13 protein-coding genes are annotated in these 13,876 nt (G+C 71.5%); 10 read left to right on the top strand and 3 right to left on the bottom strand.

The window, feature by feature from the left end; all coding sequences use genetic code 11:
• The first annotated feature begins 77 nt into the window (after positions 1–77).
• From uvrC to B118_RS31465, 3 genes are all read left to right on the top strand, one after another.
• Positions 78–2,075: an excinuclease ABC subunit UvrC gene (uvrC, locus tag B118_RS0127505; protein ID WP_018811217.1), complete on the top strand. Its 1,998-nt coding sequence runs from the start codon at positions 78–80 to the stop codon at positions 2,073–2,075.
• Positions 2,076–2,121: 46 nt separating this feature from the next.
• Positions 2,122–2,922 carry an alpha/beta fold hydrolase gene (locus B118_RS0127500; RefSeq protein ID WP_018223364.1) on the top strand — a complete coding sequence of 267 codons (801 nt, stop codon included), beginning with the start codon at positions 2,122–2,124 and terminating at the stop codon, positions 2,920–2,922.
• Between the two features lie 78 nt (positions 2,923–3,000).
• On the top strand, positions 3,001–3,198 hold the full coding sequence (locus B118_RS31465) for a type II toxin-antitoxin system prevent-host-death family antitoxin (RefSeq protein WP_080678187.1): 198 nt from the start codon (positions 3,001–3,003) through the stop codon (positions 3,196–3,198).
• Here B118_RS31465 and recQ read toward each other — a convergent pair.
• Entirely contained in the window at positions 3,195–5,036 is a 1,842-nt protein-coding gene (gene recQ / locus B118_RS0127495) for a DNA helicase RecQ (RefSeq protein ID WP_027658754.1), read from the bottom strand. The two genes, B118_RS31465 and recQ, sit on opposite strands and share 4 nt — an antisense overlap.
• A 264-nt stretch (positions 5,037–5,300) precedes the next feature.
• On the opposite strand from recQ, the gene rapZ reads away from it, so the two are divergent.
• From rapZ to secG, 7 genes are all read left to right on the top strand, one after another.
• A complete protein-coding gene (rapZ, locus tag B118_RS0127490; protein WP_018811214.1) occupies positions 5,301–6,209 on the top strand; it encodes an RNase adapter RapZ in 909 nt (302 codons plus the stop codon).
• Positions 6,206–7,264, top strand: a complete 1,059-nt coding sequence (locus B118_RS0127485) for a gluconeogenesis factor YvcK family protein (RefSeq protein WP_028193811.1) — start codon at positions 6,206–6,208, stop codon at positions 7,262–7,264. Before rapZ ends, B118_RS0127485 begins: the two co-directional genes overlap by 4 nt.
• A gap of 54 nt (positions 7,265–7,318) precedes the next feature.
• Positions 7,319–8,299: a DNA-binding protein WhiA gene (whiA, locus tag B118_RS0127480; RefSeq protein WP_018223368.1), complete on the top strand. Its 981-nt coding sequence runs from the start codon at positions 7,319–7,321 to the stop codon at positions 8,297–8,299.
• A gap of 250 nt (positions 8,300–8,549) precedes the next feature.
• The gene (gene gap, locus B118_RS0127475) at positions 8,550–9,554 is read left to right on the top strand and encodes a type I glyceraldehyde-3-phosphate dehydrogenase (protein ID WP_018223369.1); all 1,005 of its coding nucleotides are present in this window, start codon (positions 8,550–8,552) and stop codon (positions 9,552–9,554) included.
• 52 nt (positions 9,555–9,606) lie between these two features.
• On the top strand, positions 9,607–10,806 hold the full coding sequence (locus B118_RS0127470; RefSeq protein ID WP_028193810.1) for a phosphoglycerate kinase: 1,200 nt from the start codon (positions 9,607–9,609) through the stop codon (positions 10,804–10,806).
• A complete protein-coding gene (gene tpiA / locus B118_RS0127465) occupies positions 10,807–11,598 on the top strand; it encodes a triose-phosphate isomerase (RefSeq protein ID WP_018223371.1) in 792 nt (263 codons plus the stop codon).
• A 96-nt stretch (positions 11,599–11,694) separates the two neighbouring features.
• On the top strand, positions 11,695–11,955 hold the full coding sequence (gene secG, locus B118_RS0127460) for a preprotein translocase subunit SecG (RefSeq protein WP_018216261.1): 261 nt from the start codon (positions 11,695–11,697) through the stop codon (positions 11,953–11,955).
• Between the two features lie 134 nt (positions 11,956–12,089).
• On the opposite strand, the gene pgl is transcribed toward secG, so the two are convergent.
• Both pgl and B118_RS0127450 read right to left on the bottom strand, forming a co-directional pair.
• Complete coding sequence (gene pgl, locus B118_RS0127455; RefSeq protein ID WP_018811210.1) at positions 12,090–12,860, bottom strand: 6-phosphogluconolactonase; 771 nt, start codon at positions 12,858–12,860, stop codon at positions 12,090–12,092.
• Positions 12,857–13,870, bottom strand: coding sequence for a glucose-6-phosphate dehydrogenase assembly protein OpcA (locus B118_RS0127450; RefSeq protein ID WP_018223373.1), 1,014 nt, complete (start codon positions 13,868–13,870; stop codon positions 12,857–12,859). Before B118_RS0127450 ends, pgl begins: the two co-directional genes overlap by 4 nt.
• Between the last annotated feature and the right edge of the window lie 6 nt (positions 13,871–13,876).

Raw genomic sequence — 13,876 nt, 5'->3', positions numbered from 1 at the left:
GTCGACCCCGGCCGGAGCCGACCAGGCCGGAGCTGGCGCGGACGGAGACTGTCGGAGCCGGCGACTAGGCTCGGAACGTGGCTGATCCCTCGTCCTACCGTCCCGCGCCCGGCACGATTCCGGAATCACCCGGGGTCTACCGGTTCCGTGACGGAACCGGCCGGGTGATCTATGTTGGCAAGGCGCGCAACCTGCGCAACCGGCTCAACTCCTACTTCGCCGACCCGGTCAATCTGCACCAGCGCACCCGGCAGATGGTCTTCACCGCCGAATCGGTGGACTGGATCTCCGTCGCCACCGAGGTCGAGGCGCTCCAGCAGGAGTTCACCGAGATCAAGCAGTACGATCCGCGGTTCAACGTCCGCTACCGGGACGACAAGTCCTACCCGTACCTGGCGGTCACCGTCGCCGAGGAGTTCCCCCGACTCCAGGTCATGCGGGGGTCGAAGCGCAAGGGGGTGCGCTACTTCGGGCCGTACTCGCACGCCTGGGCGATCCGCGAGACGCTCGACCTGCTGCTTCGGGTCTTTCCGGCGCGCACCTGCTCGTCCGGGGTGTTCAAGCGGGCCGGTCAGGTCGGCCGTCCCTGCCTCTTGGGCTACATCGACAAGTGCTCCGCGCCCTGCGTCGGCAGCGTCTCCGCCGAGGAGCACCGGGCGATCGTGGACGGCTTCTGCGATTTCATGGGCGGTCGGACCGACCTCATCGTCCGCCGGTTGGAGCGGGAGATGGCCGACGCCAGCGCGGCGCTGGAGTTCGAGCGGGCCGCCCGGCTCCGCGACGACCTGGCCGCCCTGCGCCGGGCGATGGAGAAACAGACCGTGGTCTTCGGCGACGGCACCGACGCCGACGTGGTCGCCTTCGCCGATGACCCGCTGGAGGCGGCCGTGCAGGTGTTTCACGTACGGGACGGGCGCATCCGCGGCCAACGCGGCTGGGTGGTCGAGAAGACCGAGGAGCTGACCATCGGCGACCTCGTCCACCACTTCTGCACCCAGGTTTATGGCGGGGAGCACGGTGAGGCCGATGTCCCCCGGGAACTGCTCGTGCCCGAGCTGCCCGCCGATGTCGAGGCGCTAGCCGACTGGCTCTCCGACCATCGCGGGAGCCGGGTGACGCTGCGGGTGCCGCAGCGCGGCGACAAGCGGGCCCTGCTGGAGACGGTCGCGCGTAACGCCACCGACGCCCTGGCCCGGCACAAGCTCAAACGCGCCGGTGATCTGACCACCCGGAGCAAGGCGCTCGACGAGATCGCTGAGACGCTGGGCCTGCAGACGGCGCCGCTGCGCATCGAGTGTTACGACATCTCCCAGATCCAGGGCACCGACGTGGTGGCCAGCATGGTGGTTTTCGAGGACGGGCTGCCGCGCAAGAGTGAGTACCGGCGGTTCATCATCCGGGGCGCCACCGACGACCTCTCGGCGATGTCGGAGGTGCTGCGGCGGCGGTTCGCCCGTTACCTGGACGCCCGGGCCGAGACGGGGGAGGCCGGGGTCGAGTCGGCCGGTGAGCCAGTCACCCCGGCCGGGCCGGCCTCGACCGGGCCGGGCGCGCCCGACGAGCCGCGGGTCGGCACCCTGGTCGATCCGACGACCGGCCGGCCACGCCGGTTCGCCTACCCACCACAGCTGGTGGTGGTGGACGGGGGTGCGCCGCAGGTAGCGGCGGCGGCGCAGGCCCTCGCCGAGTTGGGCGTCGATGATGTGGCGCTGTGCGGGCTGGCGAAGCGGCTGGAGGAGGTGTGGCTGCCCGACGACGACTTCCCGGCCATCCTGCCGCGCACCTCCGAGGGCCTCTACCTGCTGCAGCGGGTGCGGGACGAGGCGCACCGGTTCGCCATCACGTTCCACCGGCAGCGGCGTTCCCGGCGGATGACCGAGTCGGCGCTGGACCGGGTGTCCGGGCTGGGCGAGGTGCGGCGCAAGGCGCTGCTGCGGCACTTCGGCTCGCTGAAGCGGCTCTCCGCCGCCTCGGTGGAGGAGATCACCGAGGTCCCCGGGGTCGGCAGGCGCACCGCAGAGGCGATCCTCGCTGCGCTCGGCGGCTCTGCGGAGCCAGACGAACCACGCACGTAGCACCTGTTCAATCGGAGCGTTTCTGACAGAAGGGTACGGCACGGGCATGCTGAAGGTGACATCGGTGGACGGCACGGTGATCGCGTACGAACGCTGCGGGGAGCACGGCGCGGATCCGCTGATCGTGGTCGGCGGCGCCACCTGCGACCGGGCGAAGACCCGCCAACTGGCCGAGGGACTCGGCGCCCACCTGCCGGTCGTCAACTACGACCGGCGTGGTCGCGGCGACAGCGGCGACGTCAGCCCGTACGCCGTCGAGCGGGAGGTCGAGGATATCGCCGCCCTCGTCAACGACCTCGGTGCCGACGTCATCCTGTACGGGCACTCGTCCGGTGCCGCACTGGTGCTGCACGCCGCCGCGGCCGGGGTGCCGGCCCGGGCGATCGTGCTTCACGAACCACCCTTCGGCGCGGACACCGACGAGGACCGCCAGGAGGCCCGCGACTACGCCGAGGCCCTGACCACGCTGCTGGCGGAGGATCGACGCGACGACGCTGTGGCGCTGTTCTTCCAGACCACCGGCGTGCCGGCGGAGGCGGTGGCCGAGCTGCGCCACGAGCCGTGGTGGGCCGACGTGGTGGCGCTCGCGCCGACGCTCGCCTACGACTCGGCGGTCATGGGTGACCGTAGCCGTGGTGGCATCCTGCCGGTCGAGATCGCCGCCCGGGTTTCCGTGCCCGCGCTGGTGCTCAGCGGCGGCGAGAGCCCGGACTGGATGATCGAGGTGGCCCGCGCCGCCGCCGCGGCGCTGCCGCAGGGCACGCACCGGGTGCTGCCCGGCGAGGGTCACGTACCGTCGCCGCAGACCCTAACCCCAGTGCTGACGGACTTCATCGCCCGGTGCTGAACCGGCGCTGACGCCGGCACAGGACCTGCACACACCCGGCCAACGTGGGCCACGTGGGACGAGGTTGGGCGACGGAAGCTGCGGCAGAACGCCAGCGACCTGGTACGTCGGGCACGAGCGGGTGAACGCGTGACTATTACCGTCGCCGGTCGGCCAGCAGCCGTGCTCGGCCCGGTCGGTCCCGGCGCCCGGCATGGGTGGGATGACATGGCCAGCGTGTTCCAGCAACCCACGGGTCCTGGGTGGGCAGCGGATCGGCTGCCCACTTTTGATTAAGCAGGGTGTGGGGTGTCGGCGAGTACGGCCAGCACCTGCTCGCCGTACTTCGCCAACTTCGCCTCTCCGACGCCACTGACCTGGGCCAGGTCGGCCAGGGCGGCCGGTGCGTCGGTGGCGATCTGCCGCAGCGTGGCGTCGTGGAAGATCACGTATGCCGGTACGCCCTGCTCCTTGGCGGTGGTGGCCCGCCAGGCGCGTAGCCGCTCGAAGGCCTCGGCGGCGGCCGGCGCCAGCTCGGCGACCACGGTGGCCGCGCCGCGCGGCTTCGCCGGGCGGGCCTTCCGGGCCGGTTCGCGGCGGAGCATGACGGTGCGGCGCCGGCCCAGCACCTCCGCGCTGGTGTCGGTGAGGGCCAGGGTGCCGTAGTCTCCCTCGACCGCCAGCAGCCCCTCGGCGAGCAGTTGCCGGACCACTCCCCGCCACTCCGTCTCGCTCAGCTCGGTGCCGATGCCGAAGACCGTCAGGGAGTCGTGCCGGTGCTGCTGGATCTTGTCGGTGGCGCGGCCGAGCAGGATGTCGACGCAGTGCCCGGAGCCGAAGCGTTGGTTACGTTCCCGGTCGAGCCGGTAGACCGTGGAGAGCAGCTTCTGCGCGGCGACCGTGCCGTCCCACGACTCGGGCGGCTGCAGGCAGGTGTCGCAGTTGCCGCAGGCGGCGGCGGTCTCGCCGAAGTAGTCCAGCAGCTGCACCCGGCGGCAGCGGACCGTCTCGCAGAGCGCGAGCATCGCCTCCAGGTGGGCGGCGAGGTTACGCCGGTGCGCCAGGTCCCCCTCCGAGGTGTCGATCAACCGGCGCTGCTGCACCACATCCGTCAGACCGTAGGCGAGCCAGGCCGTCGCCGGCAGGCCGTCCCGTCCGGCGCGGCCGGTCTCCTGGTAGTAGCCCTCCACCGACTTCGGTAGGTCGAGGTGGGCGACGAATCGTACGTCCGGCTTGTCGATGCCCATCCCGAAAGCGATCGTCGCGACCATGACCAGGCCGTCCTCGCGCAGGAAACGCTGCTGGTGCCGGGCGCGGGTGACCGCGTCCAGGCCGGCGTGGTAGGGCAGCGCGGCAACACCGTTGTCGACCAGGAACTCCGCCGTCTTCTCCACGCTGGCCCGGGAGAGGCAGTAGATGATGCCGGCGTCTCCCGGGTGCTCGTCCCGGAGCAGGGCCAGCAGCTGCCGCTTCGGCTCCCGCTTCGCGGCGATGCGGTACTGGATGTTGGGCCGGTCGAAGCTGGCGACGAAGTGCCGGGCTGAGGTGAGCTGGAGCCGGGTGGCGATCTCGGCCCGGGTGGCGCTGGTCGCGGTGGCGGTCAACGCCACCCGGGGCACCCCCGGCCAACGTTCGTGCAGCATCGACAGGGCGAGGTAGTCCGGGCGGAAGTCGTGCCCCCACTGCGACACGCAGTGCGCCTCGTCGATTGCGAAGAGGCTGATCCGCCCCTGGTCGAGCAGGTGCTGCACGCCCCGGGTGCCCAGGGCCTCCGGGGCGAGGTAGAGCAGATCCAACTCCCCGGCGACGAAGGCCCGCTCGACGGCACGGCGGGCGTCGAGGTCCAGCGTCGAGTTGAGGAAGCCGGCCCGGACCCCGACCGCGGTCAGCGCGTCGACTTGGTCCTGCATCAGCGCGATCAACGGTGACACGACCACCGCGACCCCGTCCCGCAGCAGCGCCGGGATCTGGTAGCAGAGCGACTTGCCGCCGCCGGTGGGCATCAGCACCAGGGCGTCCCCACCGGCCGTCAGGTGCTCGATGACCTCCTGCTGGAAGCCCCGGAAGGCGTCGTAGCCGAAGACACGCCGCAGGGTTTCCAGCGCGGCGGGCTGCGGGTCGGTGGCGGAGGGCATGGGGCGCAGTCTACGAGTGGCCCCTGACGCGACGGTGCACGCCCGGGCCGTGCGGGGCCGGTGGCGGGGAGCCGCCGGACGAAACCTGGGTCGGGTTACCGCGGCCGGCGTCACCGTCGGGTGTGACTGCGCCGCTGATGGGGCAGCGAGCTGTCTCGGTGTCGGGAATGTGACGCGGCGGATCTGGGTGGTTCGGCGGGTTAGAGTCGCTGTTCGAACCCGTGGCCCAGTTCGGGTCGCGGTGCCACAGGTTGGGGGTACCAGGTGATCGAGGGGCAGCCGAGCGTGCCGGAGGGGCTCGACCCGTCGGGCACCGACACCACGCTCGTGGTGGTGACCGGGGTCTCCGGCGGTGGGCGCAGCACTGTCGCCCGCGCCCTGGAGAACGTCGGCTACTACGTGGTCGACAACCTGCCCCAGGCGCTGATGCTGGACATGGCCGAGCTGGCGATGAAGGCCGGTGGCGCCGCCCGCCGTACGGCGATGGTGCTGGATGTGCGCTCCCGGGCCTTCTCCACCGACCTGGCCGGTGCGATCCGGGAGCTCAAGGAGCGGGGCTTCGCCCCGCGGGTGGTCTTCGTTGACGCCGACGACGAGGTGTTGATCCGGCGCTTTGAGAGCGTCCGGCGTTCGCACCCGTTGCAGGGGGAGGGGCGGCTCGCCGACGGTATCGCGGTTGAGCGCGGGCTGCTGGAGGGGGCTCGCGACCAGGCCGATGTGTTCGTCGACACCAGCCACCTCAACGTCAACCAGCTGCGTCGGCGGATCGAGGAGCTCTTCGGCGCCGAGGACGCCCGCCGGCTGCGGGTGACCGTGGTCTCCTTCGGTTTCAAGTACGGCGTACCGCCGGATGCCGACTTCGTCTGCGACGCCCGGTTCCTGCCGAATCCGTACTGGGTTCCGGAGCTGCGCGAGCACACCGGGCAGGTGGAGGCGGTCAGCTCGTACGTCTTGGGCCAGGAGGGCGCCGAGGAATTCGTGGCGACCTTCGCCGACCTGCTCAATGCCACCACCGCTGGTTTCGAGCGGGAGGGTAAGCGGTATCTGACCGCCGCCGTCGGCTGTACCGGTGGCAAGCACCGCAGTGTCGCCATCGCCGAGGAGTTGGCCGCGCGGCTGCGTCAGACCGGGCTCGCCGTCAACGCGCAGCACCGTGACCTGGGGCGCGAGTGACGGCTATCCGGGTGGTCACCTTCGGCGGTGGGCACGGGCTCTCCGCTTCGCTGCGGGCACTGCGGCGCTGCGCTCCCGAACTCGACCTTGATCTGACCGCGGTGGTGACGGTCGGCGACGACGGCGGGTCCAGCGGCCGGCTGCGGGCGGAGCGGGGCGGGCTGCCGCCGGGGGACCTGCGGCAGGCGCTCGTCGCGCTGGCCGGAGATCATCCCGCCACCCAGCGCAGCGCCGGGCTCTTCCAACACCGCTTTGCCACAATCCCGACGCCGACGCCGACGCCGACGCCGACGCCGACGCCGACGCCGACGCCGACGCCGACGCCGACGCCGACCCCGACGCTCGGCGACCGGGCGGCCACCGCGAGCGGACTGACCGGGCACGCCGTCGGCAATCTCGTGCTCTGCGGGCTGATGGAGTTGCTCGGCGACCCGGTGGCGGCGCTGGAGCATGCCGGCGCGATGTTGGGCACGGTCGGGCAGGTGCTGCCGATGTCCTGCGAGCCGGTCGGGATCGAGGCGCGGGTCCGGGGTGTTGACCCCGGCCGGCCGGCGGAGGTCAGCATCGTCAGCGGCCAGCATCAGGTGGCCGTCACCACCGGTCGGGTCGAGTCGCTACGGCTGAACCCGGAGGCGCCGGCGGCCTGCCCCGAGGCGTTGGCCGCGATCGGCACAGCCGACTGGCTCCTCTTCGGCCCGGGCAGCTGGTATACCAGCGTACTGCCGCACCTGTTGGTGCCGGAGCTGGCCGCGGCCATCGCCGCGAGCCCCGCCCGCCGGCTGGTCACCCTGAACCTGGCCGCCGAGAAGGAGACGTTCGGGCTCTCGGTCGCCGATCACCTGGCCGAGCTGCGGTGGTACCTGCCGAAGCTGCGGGTCGACTGCGTGCTCGGAGACGTCAAGGCGGTGGGCGATCCCGCACCGGTCGAGCGTGCGGCAGAATCGCTGGGCGCTCGGCTGATCCTCGCCCCGGTCGCGGTCAACGACGGCACGCCCTGTCATGATTCGGCTGCTCTCGCCGCTGCTCTGGTGCCGGTCCTGGGCGCCGCTCGTTAGACACGTACGTAATCTCCGGCGACACGCCGGAACCGGTCCGTGAGAGGACGCACAATGGCGATGACGGCGGCGGTCAAGGACGAGCTGAGCCGGGTTGACGTGCCCAAGCCCTGCTGCCGGCGGGCGGAGATGGCGGCGCTGCTGCGCTTCGCCGGTGGGTTGCACATCGTCTCCGGTCGGGTGGTCGTGGAGGCCGAGCTGGATACTGGGGCGGTGGCCCGGCGGCTGCGGCGGGAGATCGCCGACGTCTATGGCTACCCCAGCGAGATCCATGTCCTCGCCTCCGGCGGCCTGCGCAAGGGCAGTCACTTCATCGTGCGGGTGGTCAAGGACGGGGAGTTCCTGGCCCGGCAGACCGGCCTGCTCGATGTCCGCGGTCGGCCGGTGCGGGGTCTGCCGCCGCATGTGGTGGCCGCCAACGTCTGCTGCGCGGTCTCGGCGTGGCGCGGCGCGTTCATGGCGCACGGTTCGCTGACCGAGCCGGGTCGCTCCAGTGCGATGGAGATCACCTGCCCCGGCCCGGAGTCGGCACTCGCCCTGGTCGGCGCGGCCCGCCGGATCGGCATCGCCGCGAAGAACCGCGAGGTGCGCGGCGTGGACCGGGTGGTCGTCAAGGACGGCGACGCCATCGCCGCCCTACTCACCCGGATCGGTGCCCACGCCAGCGTGCTGGCCTGGGAGGAACGTCGGGTCCGGCGGGAGGTGCGGGCCACCGCGAACCGGTTGGCGAACTTCGACGACGCGAACCTGCGTCGGTCGGCGCGGGCGGCGGTCGCCGCCGCCGCCCGGGTCACCCGTGCCCTGGAGATCCTCGCCGACGACGCGCCGTACCACCTGACCTCGGCCGGGCGGCTGCGGCTGGAGCATCGCCAGGCATCGCTGGAGGAGCTGGGCGCGCTCGCCGACCCGCCGTTGACCAAGGATGCGATCGCCGGACGGATCCGGCGGCTGCTCGCGCTCGCCGACAAGCGAGCCCGCGATCTCGGCATCCCGGATACCGAAGCGGCAGTCACGCCCGACATGCTCGTGGTCTGATAGGACGGCGGCGGGATCACCACCCGCCGGAGCAAGACCCCCCATGCTCGGATAGGGTCGCTGCGTACGGCAAGGGAGCCGGCACTCGGCACTCCTCGCCGTGCGCACCGCCTCGGGCGGTCGGTCCCTCGGACCGCGGCGGGGCGGCCGAGATGAACCGTCAAACGGCCGGTTCCACCGGCTGGCGCAGACTAGTCGCCGGCCCGTGGGTCATCACGCCGGCGGACTAGAACGCGAGGAGATGGGACCTGTGACCATCCGGGTTGGCATCAACGGCTTCGGCCGGATCGGCCGTAACTTCTTCCGGGCAGTGCTGGCGTCCGGCGCTGACATCGAGGTCGTGGCGGTCAACGACCTGACCGACAACGCGACGCTCGCCCACCTTGTCAAGTACGACAGCATCCTCGGCCGGCTGCCGCACGAGGTGAAGGCCAGCGCGGACGAGATCACCGTGGGTGGCAAGACCATCAAGGTGTACGCCGAGAAGGACCCGGCGAAGCTGCCCTGGGGCGAGGTGGGCGTGGACGTGGTCATCGAGTCCACCGGTCTGTTCACCGACGCCACCAAGGCGAAGGCGCACGTCGACGGCGGCGCCAAGAAGGTGATCATCTCCGCGCCGGCAAAGAACGAAGACGTCACCGTGGTGATGGGCGTCAACCAGGCGGAGTACGACCCGGCCAAGCACACCGTCATCTCCAACGCCTCCTGCACCACCAACTGCCTGGCGCCGATGGCGAAGGTCCTGCAGGACACGTTCGGCATCGAGCAGGGTCTGATGACCACCATCCACGCCTACACGCAGGACCAGAACCTCCAGGACGCTCCACACAAGGACCTGCGTCGGGCCCGTGCCGCCGCGCTGAACATCGTGCCGACCTCCACCGGTGCGGCGAAGGCGATCGGCCTGGTGCTGCCGGAGCTCAAGGGCCGGCTGGACGGCTACGCGCTGCGGGTGCCGATCCCGACCGGGTCCGCCACCGACCTGACCGTCACCGTCGGCCGGGAGACCACGGTGGACGAGGTCAACGCCGCGATGAAGGCGGCCGCCAACGGCCCGCTCAACGGTGTCCTGTCCTACAACGAGGACCCGATCGTCTCGGCCGACATCGTCACCGACCCGGCGTCCTGCATCTTCGACGCCCCGCTGACCAAGGTGATCGGCAACCAGGTCAAGGTCGTCGGCTGGTACGACAACGAGTGGGGCTACTCGAACCGCCTGGTGGATCTCGTGAAGCTGGTTGGTCAGTCGCTGTGAGTGCGCGTAGGCAGCTCGCGGGGGGCCTGGTGACGAAGGGAAGGTCGGTCCGGTGACTATCCGCACCCTCGACGACCTGCTCGCCGAGGAGGTAACGGGTCGGCGGGTGTTGGTCCGCGCGGACCTGAACGTCCCGCTTGACAAGCAGACCGGTCAGATCACCGACGACGGCCGGATCCGGGCCGTGCTGCCGACCCTGGGCGCGCTGGTCCAGGCCGGCGCGAAGGTGGTCGTCTGCTCCCACCTGGGGCGGCCGAAGGGCAGCCCCGACCCGGCGTTCAGCCTGCGTCCGGTGGCCGGGCGGCTCGGTGAGCTGCTCGGCGCGCCGGTCCACTTCGCCGAGGACACGGTCGGTGACTCGGCCCGGTCCACGGTGGCGGGTCTCGCCGACGGCCAGGTCGCCCTGCTGGAGAACCTTCGGTTCAATCCGGGTGAGACCAGCAAGGACGAGGCGGAGCGGGGCGCCTTCGCCGACCAGCTCGCCGCGCTCGCCGACGCGTATGTGGACGACGCGTTCGGCGCGGTGCACCGTCGGCACGCCAGCGTGTACGACGTACCGGCCCGGCTGCCACACGTGGCGGGCCGGCTGGTGCTGCGCGAGGTGGAGGTGCTCGGCGCCCTCGCCGGGGAGCCGGACCGCCCGTACGTGGTGGTGCTCGGTGGGTCGAAGGTCTCCGACAAGCTGGCGGTGATCGAGGCGTTGCTGCCGAAGGTCGACCGGTTGCTGGTCGGCGGCGGCATGTGCTTCACCTTCCTGAAGGCGCAGGGCCACGAGGTGGGCTCCTCGCTGCTGGAGGAGGAGATGGTCGAGACCTGCCGGAGCCTGCTGGAGCGCGCCGACGGCAAGATCATGCTGCCGGTTGACGTGGTGGTGGCGGATGCGTTCGCCCCCGACGCCCCACACGACACGGTGCGGGCCGACGGGATCCCCAGCAAGCGGGTCGGGCTCGACATCGGCCCGGAGACGGTGGCTGGTTTCGCCACCGCGGTGCGGGACGCTCGGACGATCTTCTGGAACGGCCCGATGGGCGTGTTCGAGATGGCGGCCTTCGCGCACGGCACTCGCGGTGTCGCCGAGGCGATCGCGGAGTCGGACGCGTTCACCGTGGTCGGTGGCGGCGACTCCGCCGCCGCGGTGCGGGCGCTCGGCCTCGACGAGCAGGCGTTCAGCCACATCTCCACCGGTGGCGGCGCCAGTCTTGAGTACCTGGAGGGCAAGACCCTCCCCGGCATCGCGGCCTTGGAGAGCTGAATGGCCAACCCCACCCGCCGGCCGCTGATGGCCGGCAACTGGAAGATGAACCTCAACCATCTCGAGGCGAACCTGCTGGTGCAGAAGCTCGCCGCGAGCCTCACCGCGAAGCAGCTCACCGACGTCGAGACGGTGGTGCTACCGCCGTTCACCGACCTACGGACGGTGCAGACCGCCGTGGACGGGGACAAGCTGCTGGTGGGTTACGGTGCGCAGGACCTCTCGCCGCACGCGTCGGGAGCGCACACCGGTGACATCGCCGGGCCGATGCTGACGAAGCTGGGCTGCACCTACGTGGCGGTCGGCCACTCCGAGCGGCGGGCGAACCACCACGAGGATGACGCGGTCGTCAACGCGAAGGTGCAGGCGGCGCTCACCCATGGCCTCGCCCCGATCCTCTGCGTGGGGGAGGGGCTGGACGTTCGGGAGCAGGGCGGCCAGGTGGCGCACTGCAACGACCAGCTCGACGCCGCCCTCAAGGGGCTCTCCGCCGAGCAGGTGACCCAGGTTGTCGTCGCGTACGAGCCAGTCTGGGCGATCGGCACCGGCAAGACGGCCACCCCGGAGGACGCCCAGGAGGTCTGCGGGGCGCTCCGTGAGCGCCTTGCCGGGCAGTTCGGCCAGGAGACGGCCGACCAGGTGCGGATCCTGTACGGCGGCTCGGTCAAGTCGTCGAACGTGGCGGCGATCATGGCTCAGCCAGACGTGGATGGCGCCCTTGTCGGCGGCGCCAGCCTGGACGCTGAGGAGTTCGCGAAGATCTGCCGGTTCCCGGAGCACACCACCGGCTGACCGCTTCGCTATCCTTGACTCCGCCCGTCCGCCGGTCGGTGCCACCGTGCCCGTTCTGCTCGGGCGAGGATCGCAACGAGAGGACTGTCCCCCGCCATGCCGATCTGGTTCGCGTACACGTTGATCGTGTTGCTGGTCATTACGAGCGTCATGCTCACCCTGCTGATCCTGCTACACCGGGGTAAGGGCGGTGGGATGTCCAGCATGTTCGGCGGCGGGGTCAGCTCCAGCCTGGCTGGGTCGTCGGTCGCCGAGAAGAACCTGGACCGCTACACCGTTCTGGTGGGCATTGTCTGGTTCGCCTGCATCGTCGGTCTTGGGCTCTGGCTGCGACTTCAGCAGGCCAGTGTCGGCTGAGCCCAGCACCTAGAGTCAAAACCGCGCGCGGTTCGTCTTCGGACGGGCCGCGCGCGGTTCGTTTTCCCAACCCGCCGCAGCTGCCGGGGCGTCCGCGGCGGCGCCCGATCCGCGGCGCCGCCACGGGCGGCAGCTCAGCGGATGCTGCGGAAACGGGCGGGTAGGTCGGCGGCGGCGCTGCGATCCAGCAGCCAGAGGGTGCGGTTGATGCCCCGCACACCCGCGGCCGGTAGCTGCATCGGCCCCGCACCAGCCAGCGCCAGGCCGACCGCGCGGGCTTTGTCCGCCCCGCTGGCGACCAGCCACACCTCCTCCGCGGTGTTGATCGTCGGCAGGGTCAGGGTGGTCCGGATCGGCGGTGGCTTCGGGCTGCCCCGGACCGCACTGACCGGCCGGCTCTCGTAGTGCACCGGATGCTCCGGGAAGACCGAGGCCACGTGTCCGTCCTCGCCCACCCCCAGCAGGAGCACGTCGAAGTGGGGGAGGACGGCGGTGCCGGGGCGGGCTGCCTGGGCCAGCTCCGCCGCGTACCGGGCGGCGGCCTCCTCCGGGTCACTGCCGGCCGGGTCGTCCGAAGCCGGCATCGGGTGTACCCGGGCCGGGTTCAGCGGCACCGCGTCCAGGAGCGCCGCCCGGGCCTGCGTCGCGTTGCGCTGCGGGTCGCCCTCGGGCAGGAACCGCTCGTCGCCCCACCAGACGTCCACCCGGGACCAGTCGACCGCGTCGCGAGCGGGCAGCGCCGCCAAGGCACGGTAGACGGCGGCGGCTATCCGCCCGCCGGTCAACACCACCGACGCCTGACCGCGCCCGGTCTGCGCATCGAGGATGCGGACCAGTAGCCGGGCGGCTACCGCCTGCGCCAGCAGCTCGGCGTCGGCGTGGACCGCGATGCTCGCCTCGCTCATGCCCGCGCGATCCCAGCGTGCGCGGCGATTCCCGCCTCGGCCCGGTGGGCCTGAGCCGGGTCCTTCCAGACATGTACCCGTTGGGCCGGGCGGCGTTCCAGCCCGGAGAGCCCCGTCGCGGCACCGAGCGCCTCCGCGTACACCTGGTCGGCGTCGAGTCGGCGTAACTCCTCGGCCAGCTCGTCGCCGAGCGGACGGCGTACCAGCGGCAGGAGGCGGTCCTCCTGGCCGGTGCGGCGGAACACCGCCATGCTGTCGTTGCGGGTCAGCGTCAGCTCGTCGCCGTTGGCGCAGCGCAACTGCACCTCATGCATCCGGGAGTACTGGTCGGTGTGCCGCCACTCGGGATCGATCTCCAGCCGGGCGGCGAGCCAGCCGCGCATCAGCGCGGCCGTCGGGTCGGTCGGCGGTGCCACCACGGTCGCCGCGGTGACCCGTGCCTCGGTGGTGTCGAAGGCGCCCGCCACCAGGGTGCGCCACAACGTGACCCGGGTCCAGGCCAGGTCGGTGTCACCGGGTGCGTAGTCGTGCGCCCGCTGCCGCAGCGCCTCGATCGGGTTGTCGGCCTGCGCGGCGTCGGTGATGCGCCGGTCGGCCACCACGCCCAGGAAGTCGGTGGCGATCTCGGCTGGCGGATCCGCGTGCCACCAGGTCACCACCGGTACGTCCGGCACCAGCAGCGGCATCACCACCGACTCGGCGTGCAGGGCCAGCCGCCCGTGCATCCGGGCCACCACTGCCTCGCCGGGGCCGAGTCGGCCCCCCACGACGATCTCCGCGTCCAGTCGGCTTCGGTCTCGATCCACATCGGAGCGAACCACGATCAACAGCCGGCACGGGTGGGCGGCGGAGGCGATCGTCGCCGCCGCCTCCGCCTCGCGGACCCGCTTCTCGTCCACCACCACGATCAGGGTGAGGGCCATGCCACTGGCCACCCCGCCGGCGCTGCGCCGCTCGGCAGCGAGCGCCTTGACCACCTCGTTGCCGGTGGTGTCCCACAGGCCGATCATCGCTGC

The organism is Salinispora pacifica CNR114 (assembly GCF_000514775.1).
Classification (GTDB): domain Bacteria; phylum Actinomycetota; class Actinomycetes; order Mycobacteriales; family Micromonosporaceae; genus Micromonospora; species Micromonospora pacifica.
This window is presented reverse-complemented; position numbering and strand designations above follow the sequence as displayed.

Excerpts from the sequence above, each read along its gene's own strand:
- B118_RS0127500 (WP_018223364.1), top strand. The coding sequence starts at position 2,122 with ATGCTGAAGGTGACATCGGTGGACGGCACGGTGATCGCGTACGAACGC.
- recQ (WP_027658754.1), bottom strand. The coding sequence starts at position 5,036 with ATGCCCTCCGCCACCGACCCGCAGCCCGCCGCGCTGGAAACCCTGCGG.
- B118_RS0127450 (WP_018223373.1), bottom strand. The coding sequence starts at position 13,870 with ATGATCGGCCTGTGGGACACCACCGGCAACGAGGTGGTCAAGGCGCTC.
- whiA (WP_018223368.1), top strand. The coding sequence starts at position 7,319 with ATGGCGATGACGGCGGCGGTCAAGGACGAGCTGAGCCGGGTTGACGTG.
- secG (WP_018216261.1), top strand. The coding sequence starts at position 11,695 with ATGCCGATCTGGTTCGCGTACACGTTGATCGTGTTGCTGGTCATTACG.
- pgl (WP_018811210.1), bottom strand. The coding sequence starts at position 12,860 with ATGAGCGAGGCGAGCATCGCGGTCCACGCCGACGCCGAGCTGCTGGCG.
- tpiA (WP_018223371.1), top strand. The coding sequence starts at position 10,807 with ATGGCCAACCCCACCCGCCGGCCGCTGATGGCCGGCAACTGGAAGATG.